Here is a 15,293-nt window from a genome sequence, read left to right as displayed (position 1 = left end):
GGCTCAGGCCGCCGCCCATTCGGGCGGCGAGCCGGTTCGGCACGTCCGGGTGCCGGGGCGACGATGCGCGCAGGGCGCGATCAGCGCTCGTGGACATAGGTTCCCGGGGACGCTTCGCCGGCCGGGTAGGCCTTGTTGCCAAGGATCGGCGTGGCTTTCTTCAGCTTGCCCGAGCGCTCGGCCAGCCAGGTCTGCCAGTGCAGCCACCAGGAATCGGCGTGCTTGGTGGCGTTCTCCTGCCAGGCCTTCGGGTCGGCGGGCATGTCGCTGCCGGTGGAGAAGCGCGCCTTGGGGTTGCCGGGCGGGTTGAGGATGCTCTGGATGTGACCGCTGTTGGACAGCACGAATTCGCACTTGCCACCCAGCAGGCGGGCCGAGCGATAGCAGGCTTCCCAGGGGGTGATGTGGTCGGTGGTGCCGGCTACGCAGAAGAAGTCGCAGGTGACTTTCTTCAGGTCGATCGGGGTGCCGCAGACTTCCAGCGCGTCGGGCCGGGTCAGGGGGTTGGTCTTGAACATCTCCACCAGCTCGCCGTGGAAGGCGGCGGGCAGGCGCGTGGTGTCGTTGTTCCAGTAGAGGATGTCGAACACCGGCGGCTCGTTGCCCAGCAGGTAGTTGTTCACCCAGTAGTTCCAGATCAGGTCGTTGGGCCGCATCCAGGCGAACACCTTGGCCATGTCCTTGCCTTCGAGCACGCCCGACTGGTACGAGCGGCGCTTGGCGGCTTCGAGGGTCTGCTCGTCGGCGAACAGCGCGACCTGGGTGTCGAGGTTGAAGTCCAGCACACTCACCAGCTGGGTGAAGGCGTGCACCTTCTGCTCGCCGATGGCCTGGTAGTGACCCAGCAGGGCGACGGTGGTGATGCCGCCGGAGCAGGCGCCGAGCATGTTGAGGTCCTTGGCGCCGGTGATCTTCAGCACCACCTCGATGGTTTCCTTGAGAGCCTCGATGTAGGTCGACAGGCCCCATTCACGCTGGGCCTTGGTGGGGTTGCGCCAACTGACGATGAAGGTCTGCACGCCGCTGCGCAGGCAGAAGCGCGCGAGGCTTTTCTCCGGGGAGAGGTCGAAGACGTAGAACTTGTTGATCTGCGGCGGTACCACCAGCAACGGGCGCTCATGCACCTGCTCGGTGATGGGCTTGTACTGGATCAGCTCCAGCACGTCGTTGCGGAACACCACGGCGCCTTCGGTGGTGGCGAGGTTCTTGCCGACCTCGAAGGCCTCCATGTTCACCTGGCTCGGCATACCGCCGTTGTTCACCAGGTCCTTGGCCAGGTGGGAGAGACCGTCGAGCAGGCTCTTGCCGCCGGTCTCGAAGAAGCGCTTGACCGCCGCCGGGTTGGCCATGGTGTTGCTGGGAGCCATGGCCTCGGTCATCAGGTTGATCACGAAGTGACCGCGGCTGGTATCGGACTCGGACAGGTTGCTGTGTTCGATCCACTGGTGCAGTTCCTTGCGCCAGGCGAGGTAGGTCTGCAGGTAGCGGCGATAGAGGGGGTTCTGGCTCCAGGCCGGATCGTTGAAGCGGCGATCGTCCGCTTCGGGGTGCAGGTCGGAGGAACCGAGCAGCACGTTCTTCAGTTCGACGCCGAAACGGGCGACATGCTTGGCACTGTGGAAGGGCTGCCTGACGGCCTGCAGCATGACCATGCGTGCGGAGGTCAGCAGATCTTTCCCACGGATGCCGATCACCGGGTTCAGGCCCAGGGTGTTCTCCGAGGCTTGTCGCTGCAGGTCTTCGTTGTTCTTGTTGCTCATCTACGACGCTCCATTGTCCTGAGACGGATACCGGCGAACTGCTGTGCGGGACAGTTAAGCGTGGCCTGGTACTGCTCGGGTTACCGGGGGTGCGAAGAGAACTTCGCCTGTTTCTGTGAACCTTCGGTTGCCAAATGCATGGAACCTGCCAGTTCTGGTTACCCGAGTTTAGGTGAATGCGCAAGCTGGCCCTGGGGCTGGCGTGCGGCGAAGAGTATGGCGGCGGGATCTAGAAAATGCGCTCTAACCACATGTGCCCTGGCCAGGATGTGCCAGGGCCTGCACTGCTTCAGAGCATGAGGCGGACGACGCTTTCGTCGGGGTCGCGGGAGCGCCCGGCGGCCTGGAGCTGCGCCAGGTAGTCCTTCCAGAGTTCGTCCTGGCGGGTGGCGAGTTCGTAGAGGTAATCCCAGGTGAACAGGCCGCTGTCGTGGCCGTCGTCGAAGGTCAGCTTCAGGGCGTAGTTGCCGGCGGGTTCGACCTTCACCAGGGCGACGTTCTGCTTGCCGTACTGCAGCACCGGATGGCCGTGGCCCTGCACCTCGGCGGAGGGGGAATGCACACGGAGGAATTCGGCGGGCAGGCTGTGGCGTTCAGTGCCGTAACTGAGCACCAGGGTGCGGGATGCCTTGTGCAGTGCGATGGCGGTGGGGATGCGCATGGGCGGGGCTCCGGACCGGGGCGGCCAGCCGGGCGGGATGCCGCGGCTGGCACGCGAGTGTGTCGCACAGCTTAGAGGATGTAGCGCGACAGGTCTTCGTCCTGGGCCAGCTCGCCCAGGTGGCCGTTGACGTAGGCGGCGTCGATGCGGATCGGTGCCTCCTCGTGCTGGGCCGCCAGGTCGCCGGCGCTGAAGGAGACTTCCTCCAGCAGGCGCTCCAGTAGCGTGTGCAGGCGACGGGCACCGATGTTCTCGGTCTTCTCGTTGACCTGCCAGGCGATCTCGGCCAGGCGCTTGATGCCCTCGGGGGCGAACTCGACGTTCAGGCCCTCGGTCTTCAGCAGTGCGGTGTACTGCTCGGTGAGCGAGGCATGGGGTTCGGTGAGGATGCGCTCGAAGTCCTCCGGGGAGAGGGCCTTGAGTTCCACGCGGATCGGCAGACGCCCCTGCAGCTCGGGCACCAGGTCGCTGGGCTTGGCGAGGTGGAAGGCGCCGGAGGCGATGAACAGGATATGGTCGGTCTTGACCATGCCGAGCTTGGTGTTGACGGTGCAGCCTTCGATCAGCGGCAGCAGGTCACGCTGCACGCCCTCGCGGGAGACGTCGGCACCACCGACGTTGGCGCGCTTGGCGACCTTGTCGATCTCGTCGATGAAGACGATGCCGTTCTGCTCCACGGCTTCCAGGGCGCGGGCCTTGAGTTCTTCCTCGTTGACCAGGCGCGCGGCCTCCTCGTCGCGGACCATCTTCAGCGCGTCCTTGACCTTGAGCTTGCGGCTCTTGCGCTTGCCCTTGCCCATGTTGGAGAACAGGTTCTGCAGCTGGCTGGTCATCTCCTCCATGCCGGGCGGGGCCATGATCTCGACGCCGGCCGGGTTCTCAGCCACTTCGATATCGATTTCCTTGTCGTCCAACTGGCCTTCGCGCAGGCGCTTGCGGAACAACTGGCGGGTGTTTGTGTCCTCGCGCTGCGGCTCGTCGCCGAAGCCGCTGCGCGCCGGCGGCAGCAGGGCGTCGAGGATGCGCTCCTCGGCGGCGTCTTCGGCGCGGTGGCGGACCTTGTGGATCTCCTGCTCGCGCATCATCTTCACGGCGGCATCGGCCAGGTCGCGGATGATCGACTCGACGTCGCGGCCGACGTAGCCCACTTCGGTGAACTTGGTGGCTTCGACCTTGATGAACGGGGCGTTGGCCAGCTTGGCCAGGCGGCGCGCGATCTCGGTCTTGCCGACGCCGGTGGGGCCGATCATCAGGATGTTCTTCGGCGTCACCTCGGCTCGCAGCTCGGCGGGCAGCTGCATGCGCCGCCAGCGGTTGCGCAGGGCGATGGCGACGGCGCGCTTGGCGTCTTCCTGGCCGACGATGTGGCGGTTGAGTTCGTGGACGATCTCGCGGGGGGTCATGGACATGGATGTCGCTCCGGGGCTGGACGTGGCGCTCATTCGGCGCTCTCCAGCTCCTCGATGGTCAGGTTCTGGTTGGTGAACACGCAGATGGAGCCGGCGATGTTCAGGGCGGTCTCGGCGATTTCCCGCGCGGAGAGGTCGGTGCGCTGCAGCAGGGCGGTGGCCGCGGCCTGGGCGAAACCGCCGCCGGAGCCCATGGCGATCAGGCCGTGCTCGGGTTCGACCACGTCGCCGTTGCCGGTGATGATCAGCGAGGCGTCCTTGTTGGCCACGGCCAGCATCGCTTCCAGGCGGCTCAGGGAACGGTCGGTACGCCAGTCCTTGGCCAGTTCGACGGCTGCCCGCACGAGGTGGCCCTGGTGTTTCTCCAACTGGCCTTCGAAGCGCTCGAACAGGGTGAAGGCATCGGCGGTGGCACCGGCGAAGCCGGCCAGCACCTGGCCGTGATACAGCCGACGCACCTTCTTGGCGTTGCCTTTCATGACGGTGTTGCCGAGGGAAACCTGGCCGTCGCCGCCCATGACGACTTTGCCGTTGCGGCGGACTGAAACGATGGTGGTCAAGGGAGGAGTCTCCACGCAGCGGGGCGAAAATGCCCGAATGGAAACCCAGATGGGGGAGCCCGCGCGGCTTTTCAACCGCGCGGGGGTGATTCGTCGATCAGCGTACCTGCCGCTGTTGCAACAGGAGATTACCGAAGCCGCTGCCGGCCAGCTGTTTCTGTGCGGTGGCGAGCTGCTCGCGGCTGGCGAAGGGGCCGACCAGCACGCGGTACCAGGTTTCCTCGCGCACGGTGCCGGACTCCACCTGGACGTTCTGGCCCAGCAGGATGATCTGGGCGCGGAAGCGGTCGGCGTCTTCCTTCTTGCGGAAGGAGCCGGCCTGGAGGAAGAACTGGGTGGTGGTGGGCGCCTTGGCCACGGTGGGCGGAGGCGGCGGCACCTGGCCGGCGAGGGCGGCTTCGGCCCGTGCCTTGTCGATCTTCGCGGCTTCTTCCGGAGTGACCGGCTGCTGGGGTGTCGGCGGGGTGGCCGGCGTCTCCTTGGGCAGGGCGTCCGGCGGCACGATGACCTCGGACTCCGGCAGCAGCGTGTAGAAGTCGTACTTCGGCTTGGCCGGCTCGGTCTCCGCCGGGGGATGCGCGGGCTGGGTCTGGCCCTGGGGCTTGGGCTTGCCGCCGGCGGCCTGTTGCTGTTGCTCGGGCTTGGCGCGGCGGATGTCGTCGCGGCCGGGTTCGAGCTTCATCAGCATGACCACGAAGCCGCCGATGACCAGGCCGATGGCCAGCCAGACCCAGCCGGGCACCGGCTTCTTCGCTGGTGCCTGGTAGCGGCTGGCTCCGCGTTTAGGGGCTGCTTTCTTCTTCGCCATGGGTCCGTTACATGCGTTCCAGGGTGTTCAGGCCGAGGAGTTCCAGGCCTTGCTTGAGGGTGCGACCGGTGAGGGCGGCAAGGCGCAGGCGGCTCTGCTGGGTGGCTTCGTCCTCGGCGGAGAGGATCGGGCAGTTCTCGTAGAAGCTGGAGAACAGGCCGGCCAGGTCGTAGAGGTAGGTGCAGAGGATGTGCGGCACACCCTTGGCGGCGACGCTGTTGAGGATGTCGGCGAACTGCGCGAGCTTGGCGGCCAGGGCCTGCTCCTGCTCGGCGGCGAGGACGATCTGCCCGCCGATCTCGTCGACGCCCTTGCCCAGCTTGCGGAACACGCTGGCGGTGCGGGTGTAGGCGTAGAGCAGGTAGGGCGCGGTGTTGCCCTCGAAGCTCAGCATCTGCTCGAAGTTGAAGCTGTAGTCGCTGGTGCGGTGCTTGGAGAGGTCGGCGTACTTCACGGCGCCGATGCCGACGGCGCGGGCGATCTGGCGCAGTTCGGCCTCGTCCAGCTCGGGATTCTTCTCCTTGACCAGGGCGTAGGCGCGCTCTTCGGCCTCGTTGAGCAGGTCGATGAGCTTGATGGTGCCGCCGTCGCGGGTCTTGAAGGGCTTGCCGTCGGCGCCGTTCATGGTGCCGAAGCCCATGTGCTCCATCTCGAACTCGGGGCGCACGAAGCCGGCCAGGCGCGCGGCGGCGAAGACCATCTGGAAGTGCAGGGCCTGGCGCTGGTCGACGAAGTAGAGGGCGCGGTCGGCCTTGAGCACGCCGCTGCGGTAACGGGTGGCGGCGAGGTCGGTGGTGGCGTAGAGGTAGCCACCGCCGGCCTTCTGCACGATCAGCGGCAGCGGGTCGCCCTCGGCGTTCTTGAACTCGTCCATGAATACGCACAGCGCGCCGTCGCTTTCGGTGAGCAGGCCCTTGGCGCGCAGGTCGGCGACCACGTTGGGCAGGTCGTCGTTGTAGGCGCTCTCGCCCTTGACGTCGGCCATGGTCAGCTTCACGCCGAGGCGGTCGTAGACGGCCTGGCAGTGGCTGAGGGAGATGTCGTTGAAGCGGTTCCACAGGCGCAGGCACTCGGCATCGCCGGCCTGCAGCTTGACCACCAGTTCGCGGGCGCGGTCGGCGAATTCGCTGGATTCGTCGAAGCGCTTCTTGGCGGCGCGGTAGAAACCTTCCAGATCCGACAGCTCGGCGTCGCTGTCCACCGGCTGCTCCTGCATGTAGGCCAGCAGCATGCCGAACTGGGTGCCCCAGTCGCCCACGTGGTTCTGGCGGATCACCTCGTCGCCGAGGAACTCCAGGACGCGGGCCACACCGTCACCGATGATGGTGGAGCGCAGGTGGCCGACGTGCATCTCCTTGGCCAGGTTGGGGGCGGAGAGGTCGACCACCACGCGCTGCGCCGGGCCGGCCTTGCGCACGCCGAGGTGGGCGTCGGCCAGGGCGGCGTCCAGGCGTTGGGCCAGGGCCTGGGTGTTCTGGAAGAAGTTGAGGAAGCCGGGGCCGGCGATCTCCACCTTGCTCACCTGGTCGTCCTGGGGCAGGGCGGCGATCAGTTTCTCGGCCAGGTCGCGCGGCTTCAGGCCGGCGGGCTTGGCCAGCATCATGGCGATGTTGCTGGCGAAGTCGCCGTGGGTCTTGTCCTTGGTGTTTTCCACCTGGATGGTGGGGGTCAGGCCTTCGGGCAGTACGCCTTCGCTGGCGAGACGGTTCAGGGCGTGCTGGATCAGCTGGCGAATGGTGTCTTTCATGTTCTGCTCTCGGCCGGAAGTCGGCGGCGCCGTGGCGCTGGTTGAAAACCGCGCATTATCGGCGTGCAGTGCCTGCCGCTTCAAGCGCCAGGCGCCGGGGGGCGTCTGTGACGTTGGGTCGCGTCAGAACAGGTCGATCGGGTCGACATCCAGGGACCAGCGCACGGCCCGGCCGCCTGGGAGCTGTTCCAGGGCCTGGGACCAGGGCGTGAGCAGGCGGTGCAGGGTGGCGCGGCTGTTGGCCTGGAGCAGCAGCTGGGCGCGGTGCTTGCCGGCGCGTCGCTCCATGGGGGCGGGGACGGGGCCGAGCAGCTCGACGCCGCTGAGGCGCAGCTCGGCCAGTTGCTGTTCGGCTTCGGCGCAGGCGCTGTCGAGGAAGGCTTCGGCCTGCCCGGGCTTGTGCGCTTCGGCCCGCAGCAGGGCCAGGTGGGCGAAGGGCGGCAGGCCGGCGGCGCGGCGCTCGGAGAGGGCCTGCTCGGCGAAGGCGAAGTAACCCTCTTCGGTGAGTTGCACCAGCAGCGGGTGGTCGGCCAGATGGGTCTGGATGATCACCCGGCCCGGTTCCTCCGCCCGGCCAGCGCGACCGGCCACCTGGACGATGAGCTGGGCCATGCGCTCGCTGGCGCGGAAGTCGGCGGAGAACAGGCCGCCATCGGCGTCGAGGATCGCCACCAGGGTGACCCGGGGGAAGTGGTGACCCTTGGCGAGCATCTGGGTGCCCACGAGGATGCAGGGCTCGCCCTTGTTGATGGTGCCGAACAGCTGGGCCATCGCATCCTTGCGCGAGGTGCTGTCGCGGTCGATGCGCAGCACGGGGAACTGCGGGAAGAGGATGCCGAGGCGTTCTTCGGCGCGCTCGGTGCCGGCGCCGATGGGGCGCAGGTCGACCTTGCCGCAGTCGGGGCAGTTGTCCGGGCGGCGCTGGACGTGGCCGCAGTGGTGGCAGCGCAGCTCGTTATGGCGCTGGTGCAGGGTCATGCGGGCGTCGCAGCGGGGGCACTGGCTGATCCAGCCGCAATCGTGGCACAGCAGGGTGGGCGAGAAGCCCCGGCGGTTGAGGAAGACCAGCACCTGCTGGCCGGCCTCCAGGGTCTGCTGGATGGCTTGTTGCAATGGGCCGGAGATGCCGCTGTCGAGCGGGCGGCTCTTCACGTCCAGGCGCAGGAAGCGCGGCTGCCGGGCGCCGCCTGCGCGCTGGGTCAGTCGCAGCAGGCCGTAGCGGCCGGCGTAGGCGTTCTGCAGGCTTTCCAGCGAGGGGGTGGCGGAGCCCAGCAGGATCGGCACGTTCTCCTGGCGGGCGCGGACGATGGCCAGGTCGCGGGCGTGGTAGCGCAGACCTTCCTGCTGCTTATAGGAAGCGTCGTGTTCTTCGTCGACGATGATCAGTCCCGGGTTTTTCATGGGGGTGAACAGGGCTGAGCGGGTGCCGATGATGATGTCGGCCTCGCCATCGCGGGCGGCGAGCCAGGCGTCCAGGCGCTCGCGGTCGTTGACGGCGGAGTGCAGCAGGGCGACGCGGGCGTTGAAGCGCCGGGAGAAGCGTTCGAGCGTCTGCGGGCCGAGGTTGATCTCGGGGATCAGCACCAGGGCCTGTTTGCCGGCCTGCAGGGTCTCGCGGATCAGTTGCAGGTAGACCTCGGTCTTGCCGCTGCCGGTGACGCCGGCGAGCAGGAAGGCGTTGAACTGGCCGAAGGAGGACTGCACTGCGTCGAAGGCGGCCCGCTGTTCGCTGTTGAGCGGCAGTTCGGCCTGGGCCAGCCAGTGTTCGTGCCGCGGTGCGGGGGCGTGGCGGCGGGTCTCCACGCGCGCCAGTCCCTTTTCCAGCAGCAGGTCGAGGCTGTCCTTGTTCAGTTGCAACTGCGCGAGCAACTGGTGGGCGACGCCGTGGGGGTGCTGGGCGAGGATGGCCAGGGCCTGGCGCTGGCGTGGCGCGCGGGCCAGGCGTGGGTCGTCGATGCGGGCGCCTTCACAGGCGTGCCAGAAGCGCTCCTGGCGGGCTTCGGCGGGTTCGCCCTGGCGCAGCAGTACGGGGAGTGCCCAACTGAGGGTGTCGCCGAGGCTGTGCTGGTAGTACTGGGCCGTCCACAGGCAGAGCTGGAACAGCGGTGCCGGCAATGGTGGCTGGCGGTCCAGCAGGGCGAGTGCGGGGCGGAGCTTGTCCTCCGGGACTTCGCTGCGGTCGGTGACTTCCACCAGTACGCCGATGACTTCGCGGCGACCGAACGGCACCCGCACGCGCACGCCGGGCTGCAAGGCGGCCGGGGCGACGCCGGCAGGGGCGCGGTAGTCGAACAGGCGGCGCAGGGGCGAGGGCAGGGCGAGTCGCAGGATGGGGCTGGGCACGGGAAACTCCGGTGGGGGCCCGGGGATGCTAGGGGGATGCCGTTCCCGTCGCAAGCGGCGGGGGCGTGTGCCGTGCGTCGCTCGCTGCAGGCCGCGCTTGCGCGTGGGGGAGGGTCTGGTATCATCTCGCGCCTGTTTCCGTGCGGTACTCGACATAGGGTCGGGTGGCGGCACGCCAGACCTGAGGATAAAACCATGAAAGCGGACATCCATCCCGAATACGTAGCGATCGAAGCTACCTGCAGCTGCGGTAACGTCATCAAGACCCGCTCCACCCTGGGCAAGAACCTGAGCCTCGACGTGTGCTCCGAGTGCCACCCGTTCTACACCGGTAAGCAGAAGGTCCTGGACACCGGCGGCCGTATCGATCGCTTCAAGCAGCGCTTTGGCGTGTTCGGCGCCAAATAAGGCCCGTTCGCCGGGAGGCTCGCAACGAGCTCCCAGTTGCTTAAAAAGGCGCCCCAAGGGGCGCCTTTTTCATGTCCGTCTTCCGGGCATTGACGCTGTGCCGGCGCACGGCGTAGAACCGCGGCTCCTTGCGTGGTGGACCTCAACGAGGTGGCGATGCCCTTTCTTCCCTGGCTGCTGCTGGCCGTGTGCATGGCGCTGGCGAGCGGATGTGCGGTGAACCCGGCCACGGGGCGGGACGATTTCGTGCTGATGGACGAGGCGAGCGAGCAGGAGCTCGGCATTCGCTACAACCAGGACGTGCAGCGACGCTACCCCCGCTACCCGGATGCGCAGCTCCAAGCCTATGTCCAGCGGGTCGGGGAGCGGGTGGCCCGGCACAGCCATCGCCCTGACCTGACCTTCATCTTCACGGTGATCGATTCGCCGGATCTCAATGCCTTTGCCTTGCCGGGCGGCTACATCTATGTGCACCGGGGGCTGCTGGCCTACCTGGGGTCGGAGGCGGAGCTGGCGGCGGTACTGGCCCATGAAATCGGCCACGTTACGGCACGCCATGGCGCGCGCCAGCGAAGTCAGTCCCAGGCCTGGGATGCGATTGGCCAGGTGGCGGCGCTGGGCACCGGGGTGGGTGCCGTGGCGGATGCGACGCAGCTCCTGGGTGGGGCATTGGTGCGTGGCTATGGGCGGGAGATGGAGCTGCAGGCCGACGAGCTGGGGCTGCAGTACCTCGCGCGCAGTGGCTATGACCCGCAGGCGATGGCGAGGGTCGTGGAGGTGCTCCAGGCGCAGGGTGCGTTCCTCCGCTCGGGGCGCGCCGATCCCGATCGGAAGGATGGCGGTTACCACGGGCTGTTCGATTCGCATCCGGCCCATGAGGTGCGCCTGCGTCAATTGATGGGCCGAGAAGCGGGCTCAGGGGTCTGGAATCGCGATGCCTATTTCCAGGCGCTGGATGGGTTGGTCGTCGGTGAGCCGGCAGCGCAGGGTGTGCTGCGGGGGCGGCGTTTCTACCACCGCTCATTGGGTGTGGCCCTGGATATCCCGCCGGGGTGGCGGGTAGTCGATGAATCGATGGCGGTGACGGCGTATTCAGCGGATGGAGCTGTCTTTCTTGTTCTGCGCTCGGAGCCTTTGGAGCCGGGGCTTTCGCCGATTGCACTCCTCGGTACGCGAGTGGGAGGGCGGCGTCTGCTGGAGGCGCGTGCTTTGGAGGAAGCTGCGTTGCCTGGTGCGACGGCCTGGCTCACGGGGCCACCGGCCCGGCGTGTGGCGGTGGCGATCGGGGAGTCGTATGCGTATCTCTTCGTTGCGGGTGCCATGAAGGAAGAAGCCTTACGGAATGCCGATGCACAGGTGTTGGCCTGCATCCGAAGCCTTCGCGGAATGACGGAGCAGGACGCGTCCTTTGCTGAACCGGCGCGAATTCGCACGCTCAGGGTTGGTAATGGGCAGCATCTGACGGACTTCATTTCCGCGGGAACCGCTACGGTTTCAACCCATGAACAGGAAAATAGGATACGATTACTTAACAATCTGTATCCAATTGGTGATGTACAACCCGGGGATTGGCTGAAAGTCGTACGTTAGAGGGGTTGACGAGGCGTGACTGCCTAGTCTTGTAGGCCCCTTGCTTCTTGCGTATGCTCGCCCGTCCGTCTGTCATAACAGTAAAAGCGGAACGCCAACATGTCTGATCTGAAAACTGCCGCTCTCGAGTACCATGCCCAACCCCGTCCCGGGAAGCTGAGCGTCGAGCTGACCAAGCCGACCGCCACCGCCCGCGACCTTTCGCTGGCCTACAGCCCGGGCGTCGCCGAGCCGGTGCGCGAGATCGCTCGCGATCCCGAACTGGCCTACCAGTACACCGGCAAGGGCAACCTGGTGGCAGTGATTTCCGACGGCACCGCCATCCTCGGTCTCGGCAACCTCGGCCCGCTGGCCTCCAAGCCGGTCATGGAAGGCAAAGGTGTTCTGTTCAAGCGCTTCGCCGGTGTCGATGTGTTCGACATCGAGGTGGACGCCGAGAGTCCCCAGGCCTTCATCGACACCGTCAAGCGCATCTCCATCACCTTTGGTGGCATCAACCTCGAAGACATCAAGGCGCCCGAGTGCTTCGAGATCGAGCGCACCCTGATCGAGCAGTGCGACATCCCGGTCTTCCACGATGACCAGCATGGCACCGCCATCGTGACGGCCGCCGGCATGCTCAATGCCCTGGAAATCGCTGGCAAGACTCTGCCGGAAGCCCAGATCGTCTGCCTGGGCGCCGGTGCTGCCGCCATCTCCTGCATGAAACTGCTGGTGAGCATGGGCGCGAAGGTCGAGAACATCTACATGGTCGACCGCAAGGGCGTGATCCACGCTGGCCGCGATGACCTGAACCAGTACAAGGCGGTCTTCGCTCACGAGACCTCCAAGCGCACTCTGTCCGATGCGCTGGAAGGTGCGGATGTGTTCGTCGGTCTGTCCGGTGCGAACCTGCTGAGCGCCGAAGATCTCAAGCGCATGGCGGCCAACCCGATCGTGTTCGCCTGCTCCAACCCGGACCCGGAGATCAAGCCGGAGCTGGCTCACGAGACCCGCAACGACGTGATCATGGCCACCGGCCGTTCGGACTACCCGAACCAGGTGAACAACGTGCTGGGCTTCCCCTTCATCTTCCGCGGTGCGCTGGACGTTCGTGCCACCCGCATCAACGAGGAAATGAAGATCGCCGCTGCTCTTGCGCTGCGTGACCTGGCCAAGCAGCCGGTGCCCAAGGATGTCTGCGATGCCTACGGCGTGGCTTCCCTGGAGTTCGGTCGCGAGTACATCATTCCGAAACCGATGGATAAGCGTCTGATCACCGTGGTCTCTGACGCGGTTGCCAAGGCAGCCATCGAATCCGGCGTGGCGACCCTGCCGTATCCGAAGCACTACCCGCTGAAGTCGGTGGGCGATGTGTTTCAGGGCTGACTGCCGCTGATATGAAGAACCCGCCTGCTGGCGGGTTTTTCATGTCTGGCGAATGTGTTCGGCTGGAAAGGAAGAGCCCGCTGATCGCGGGCTCTTCTTGTCGGCTCAGAATAGGTCGATGGGGGCAGCTTCGTCCGCCGGCAAGGGGCTGCCGGGAATGCTGGAGCCCGGGTCGAACTCGCTCATGGGGGGCGGCGAGTCCTCGCTCTTGAACAGCTCGAAGAACGCATTGGGTGTTCCCGGTGTGGCAGCACGGCCGCTCAGGGGGTCGATGCGCAGCGTGAGGAGCCCTTCGGGCTCTGGCGGGGCATGCTCCGGCTTGTCCTTCAGGGCGGCGCTCATGTAGTTCATCCAGATCGGCAGGGCGACCGTGCCGCCGTACTCGTGCCTGCCCAGGCTCTCGGGCTGGTCGAAGCCGACCCATACCGTGGTGATGTAGTCGGCGTTGTAACCGGAGAACCAGCTGTCCTTGGACTCGTTGGTGGTGCCGGTCTTCCCGGCGAGGTCGCCACGCCCCATGGCCAGGGCGCGTCGACCAGTTCCGCGCTTGATCACATCCTGCAGCATGCTAGTCAGGATGTAGGCGGTGCGGGCATCGACGATGCGTTCGGCGGTGGCCAGTTCTGCGGTTGCATCATGGTTGAGTTGGGTGTCGGGCGCGGCGTTGACCTGTGCCATGCTTGCGCTGGGCTTGTCGTCTTGCGGTACGCGTGGTGGGTTGGCGGTAAAGATGACCTTGCCATCCCGGTTCTCGATTCGCTCTATAAGGTAAGGCTGGATCTTGTAGCCGCCGTTGGCAAAGGTGCTCCAGCCGGTCGCGATCTCCATCGGGGTGAGGGTGGCGGTACCCAGGGCGAGAGAGAGGTTGCGGGGCAGTTCATCCTTGTTGAAGCCGAAGCGGCTGATGTAGTTGATCGCGTAGTCGATCCCCACGGCCTGCAGGAGGCGGATGGAAACGAGGTTGCGCGACTTGTACAGCGCTTCCCGCATACGGATGGGGCCGAGGAAGGTGTTGTTGTCGTTCTTGGGGCGCCACACCTTGTCCAGGTACTCGTCGACGAAGACGATGGGGGCATCGTTGACCAGGCTGGCGGCGGTGAAGCCGTTATCCAGCGCGGCACTATAAAGGAAGGGCTTGAAGCTCGAGCCCGGCTGGCGCTTGGCCTGTGTGGCGCGATTGTAGTTGCTTTGCTCGAACGAGAAGCCGCCGACCAGGGAGAGAATGGCGCCGCTGTAAGGGTCGAGTGATACGAGGGCGCTTTGAGCTGAGGGCTGCTGACTGAACAGCAGGGCGCCATCGGGCTGGCGCAGTACGCGGATCAGGTCGCCGACCTGTACGACGTCCGCCGGCTGGCGGGGGCGTGCGCCGAGGCTGTTGGTGTTCAGGTAGGGGCGGGCCCACTTCATGCTGTCCCAACTGATGGCCTCTTCATTGCCGCTGCGGGTAAGCACGAGGATGCCGCTCTGCTCGACCTGAGTGACGATGGCAGGCTCAAGTCCACCAATCGGACGCTGCTTGGCGAGTTCCTGGCTCCAGCCCTCGCGGGTCATGCCGGGAAGACGCGTTTCTGGGCCGCGGTAGCCGTGGCGCTGGTCGTACTCCATGAGGCCGCTGCGCAGGGCAACGTTGGCGGCTTCCTGCAGGTCGCTCGGTACTGTGACGGTGACACGGAAGCCTTCGGTATAGGCATCGCTGCCATAACGTCCGACCATTTCGGCACGCGCCATCTCTGCGATGTAGGGTGCGTTCACCTCGGGTGTCGGAACGTGGTAGCTCGCGTCGATCGGCTCGTTGATGGCAGTCTCGTATCGGGCCTGGTCGATCTTGCCCAGCTTGAACATGCGCCCGAGGATCCAGTCACGACGCTCCTTGCTGCGGGTCGGATTCACCAGCGGGTTGAAGCGAGAGGGTGCCTTCGGCAAGCCGGCGATCATCGCCATCTGAGCCAGACTCAGTTCCCGGATCGACTTGCCGTAGTAAACCTGTGCAGCCGCCTCGATGCCGTAGGCGCGGTTGCCCAGGTAGATCTTGTTCACATAGAGCTCGAGGATTTCATCCTTGCTGAGCTCCCGTTCGATCTGCAGGGCAAGAAGTATCTCGTTGATCTTTCTGGAGAAACTTCGCTCACTGGTGAGGAAGTAGTTCTTCGCCACCTGCATGGTGATGGTGCTGCCGCCGCTCTGGATATGCCCGCTCTTCAATAATTGAGTGGCAGCGCGCACCAGGCTGGTGAGGTCAACGCCATAATGGTTGGCAAAGTTGTCGTCTTCCGCTGCCAGCAGAGACTGGATGAACTCCGGCGGGATGTCCGCGAAGCGGATAGGGGCCCGCCTCATCTCGCCAAACTCGGCGATCAGCTTCCCATCGCTGCTGTACACGCGCAGCGGTATCTGCAGCTGGATGCTGCGCAGGGAATCGACAGACGGAAGACTCGGGCTAAGGTAGAGATAAGCGCCGCTGAAACTGAGCAACAGCCCACAAAAAACAGCAACGCAAGACCACCAGAAAAACTTCAGCAGGCGTATCAAGATTCTTGGATTTCCAGGCAAAAGAATGAGTTAAGCGGAAGCAGATCTGAAAAGGGAAAAACTGATCACATTATAAGCGTTTTTTTTCCCAGGGAGCCATTTGCGCTTCT

At 65.6% G+C, this 15,293-nt stretch carries 11 protein-coding genes; 3 read left to right on the top strand and 8 right to left on the bottom strand.

Features of this window, described 5'->3' with window-relative positions:
• Nucleotides 1-80 precede the first annotated feature (80 nt).
• The 7 genes from phaC to A9G05_RS20330 all read right to left on the bottom strand — a co-directional run bounded on the left by phaC (nucleotide 81) and on the right by A9G05_RS20330 (nucleotide 9,288).
• Entirely contained in the window at nucleotides 81-1,760 is a 1,680-nt protein-coding gene (gene phaC / locus A9G05_RS20360) for a class II poly(R)-hydroxyalkanoic acid synthase (protein ID WP_069562674.1), read from the bottom strand.
• Between the two features lie 289 nt (nucleotides 1,761-2,049).
• Complete coding sequence (locus A9G05_RS20355) at nucleotides 2,050-2,421, bottom strand: gamma-butyrobetaine hydroxylase-like domain-containing protein (protein ID WP_069562673.1); 372 nt, start codon at nucleotides 2,419-2,421, stop codon at nucleotides 2,050-2,052.
• A gap of 71 nt (nucleotides 2,422-2,492) precedes the next feature.
• Nucleotides 2,493-3,830, bottom strand: coding sequence for an ATP-dependent protease ATPase subunit HslU (hslU, locus tag A9G05_RS20350; RefSeq protein WP_044406700.1), 1,338 nt, complete (start codon nucleotides 3,828-3,830; stop codon nucleotides 2,493-2,495).
• 29 nt (nucleotides 3,831-3,859) lie between these two features.
• Complete coding sequence (gene hslV, locus A9G05_RS20345; RefSeq protein WP_069562672.1) at nucleotides 3,860-4,390, bottom strand: ATP-dependent protease subunit HslV; 531 nt, start codon at nucleotides 4,388-4,390, stop codon at nucleotides 3,860-3,862.
• Nucleotides 4,391-4,487: 97 nt separating this feature from the next.
• Nucleotides 4,488-5,198 carry an SPOR domain-containing protein gene (locus tag A9G05_RS20340; protein WP_069562671.1) on the bottom strand — a complete coding sequence of 237 codons (711 nt, stop codon included), beginning with the start codon at nucleotides 5,196-5,198 and terminating at the stop codon, nucleotides 4,488-4,490.
• 7 nt (nucleotides 5,199-5,205) lie between these two features.
• Nucleotides 5,206-6,945 carry an arginine--tRNA ligase gene (argS, locus tag A9G05_RS20335; RefSeq protein ID WP_069562670.1) on the bottom strand — a complete coding sequence of 580 codons (1,740 nt, stop codon included), beginning with the start codon at nucleotides 6,943-6,945 and terminating at the stop codon, nucleotides 5,206-5,208.
• Between the two features lie 123 nt (nucleotides 6,946-7,068).
• A complete protein-coding gene (locus A9G05_RS20330) occupies nucleotides 7,069-9,288 on the bottom strand; it encodes a primosomal protein N' (RefSeq protein ID WP_069562669.1) in 2,220 nt (739 codons plus the stop codon).
• Between the two features lie 195 nt (nucleotides 9,289-9,483).
• Between A9G05_RS20330 and rpmE the strand changes: the two genes are divergently transcribed.
• From rpmE to A9G05_RS20315, 3 genes are all read left to right on the top strand, one after another.
• Complete coding sequence (rpmE, locus tag A9G05_RS20325) at nucleotides 9,484-9,696, top strand: 50S ribosomal protein L31 (RefSeq protein ID WP_069562668.1); 213 nt, start codon at nucleotides 9,484-9,486, stop codon at nucleotides 9,694-9,696.
• A 156-nt stretch (nucleotides 9,697-9,852) separates the two neighbouring features.
• A complete protein-coding gene (locus A9G05_RS20320; protein WP_069562667.1) occupies nucleotides 9,853-11,286 on the top strand; it encodes a M48 family metalloprotease in 1,434 nt (477 codons plus the stop codon).
• 99 nt (nucleotides 11,287-11,385) lie between these two features.
• On the top strand, nucleotides 11,386-12,654 hold the full coding sequence (locus tag A9G05_RS20315) for a malic enzyme-like NAD(P)-binding protein (protein ID WP_069562666.1): 1,269 nt from the start codon (nucleotides 11,386-11,388) through the stop codon (nucleotides 12,652-12,654).
• Nucleotides 12,655-12,759: 105 nt separating this feature from the next.
• Here A9G05_RS20315 and A9G05_RS20310 read toward each other — a convergent pair whose 3' ends face one another.
• Nucleotides 12,760-15,180, bottom strand: a complete 2,421-nt coding sequence (locus A9G05_RS20310; protein WP_165675079.1) for a penicillin-binding protein 1A — start codon at nucleotides 15,178-15,180, stop codon at nucleotides 12,760-12,762.
• Nucleotides 15,181-15,293: the final 113 nt, after the last annotated feature.

Origin of the sequence: Pseudomonas sp. ENNP23 (genome assembly GCF_001728945.1) — a bacterium.
In the GTDB taxonomy this organism is placed as follows: domain Bacteria; phylum Pseudomonadota; class Gammaproteobacteria; order Pseudomonadales; family Pseudomonadaceae; genus Metapseudomonas; species Metapseudomonas otitidis.
Note: the sequence above shows the minus strand (reverse complement) of the source record. Positions and strands in the feature narration are given on the sequence as shown.